Annotated in this window: 1 rRNA gene; it reads left to right on the top strand. The window is 53.3% G+C overall.

Annotated elements, in window-relative coordinates:
• Positions 1 to 164: 164 nt before the first annotated feature.
• Positions 165 to 1704, top strand: a 16S ribosomal RNA gene (locus VH86_RS23820).
• Positions 1705 to 1826: the final 122 nt, after the last annotated feature.

The raw sequence follows: 1826 nt of genomic DNA, 5'->3' as shown, positions 1-1826 counted from the left end.
GCTCTTTAACAATTTATCAGACAATCTGTGTGGGCACTCGCAGGATTGATATCAGCGTCTCCGGACGTAAAAAATATCAAGTCTCACGAGTGAACACATAATGAAATTCATTATGACGTTTTACAGATGAGCATCGCTGCACTTGTTGCAGCAAATCAAACTTTAAATTGAAGAGTTTGATCATGGCTCAGATTGAACGCTGGCGGCAGGCCTAACACATGCAAGTCGAACGGTAGCACAGAGAGCTTGCTCTCGGGTGACGAGTGGCGGACGGGTGAGTAATGTCTGGGAAACTGCCCGATGGAGGGGGATAACTACTGGAAACGGTAGCTAATACCGCATAACGTCTTCGGACCAAAGTGGGGGACCTTCGGGCCTCACACCATCGGATGTGCCCAGATGGGATTAGCTAGTAGGTGGGGTAATGGCTCACCTAGGCGACGATCCCTAGCTGGTCTGAGAGGATGACCAGCCACACTGGAACTGAGACACGGTCCAGACTCCTACGGGAGGCAGCAGTGGGGAATATTGCACAATGGGCGCAAGCCTGATGCAGCCATGCCGCGTGTATGAAGAAGGCCTTCGGGTTGTAAAGTACTTTCAGCGGGGAGGAAGGCGATGTGGTTAATAACCGCATCGATTGACGTTACCCGCAGAAGAAGCACCGGCTAACTCCGTGCCAGCAGCCGCGGTAATACGGAGGGTGCAAGCGTTAATCGGAATTACTGGGCGTAAAGCGCACGCAGGCGGTCTGTCAAGTCGGATGTGAAATCCCCGGGCTTAACCTGGGAACTGCATTCGAAACTGGCAGGCTAGAGTCTTGTAGAGGGGGGTAGAATTCCAGGTGTAGCGGTGAAATGCGTAGAGATCTGGAGGAATACCGGTGGCGAAGGCGGCCCCCTGGACAAAGACTGACGCTCAGGTGCGAAAGCGTGGGGAGCAAACAGGATTAGATACCCTGGTAGTCCACGCCGTAAACGATGTCGACTTGGAGGTTGTGCCCTTGAGGCGTGGCTTCCGGAGCTAACGCGTTAAGTCGACCGCCTGGGGAGTACGGCCGCAAGGTTAAAACTCAAATGAATTGACGGGGGCCCGCACAAGCGGTGGAGCATGTGGTTTAATTCGATGCAACGCGAAGAACCTTACCTACTCTTGACATCCAGAGAACTTAGCAGAGATGCTTTGGTGCCTTCGGGAACTCTGAGACAGGTGCTGCATGGCTGTCGTCAGCTCGTGTTGTGAAATGTTGGGTTAAGTCCCGCAACGAGCGCAACCCTTATCCTTTGTTGCCAGCGGTTCGGCCGGGAACTCAAAGGAGACTGCCAGTGATAAACTGGAGGAAGGTGGGGATGACGTCAAGTCATCATGGCCCTTACGAGTAGGGCTACACACGTGCTACAATGGCGCATACAAAGAGAAGCGACCTCGCGAGAGCAAGCGGACCTCATAAAGTGCGTCGTAGTCCGGATTGGAGTCTGCAACTCGACTCCATGAAGTCGGAATCGCTAGTAATCGTAGATCAGAATGCTACGGTGAATACGTTCCCGGGCCTTGTACACACCGCCCGTCACACCATGGGAGTGGGTTGCAAAAGAAGTAGGTAGCTTAACCTTCGGGAGGGCGCTTACCACTTTGTGATTCATGACTGGGGTGAAGTCGTAACAAGGTAACCGTAGGGGAACCTGCGGTTGGATCACCTCCTTACCTGAAGATACCTTCCCGCGCAGTGCTCACACAGATTGTCTGATAGAAAAGTGATGAGCAAGACGGCTGCGAAGGCGTGACACTATCGTGTCCCCTTCGTCTAGCGGTTAGGACTCCGCCCT

Source organism: Pantoea sp. BL1 (genome assembly GCF_000963985.1).
Classification (GTDB): domain Bacteria; phylum Pseudomonadota; class Gammaproteobacteria; order Enterobacterales; family Enterobacteriaceae; genus Pantoea; species Pantoea rwandensis_B.
This window is presented reverse-complemented; position numbering and strand designations above follow the sequence as displayed.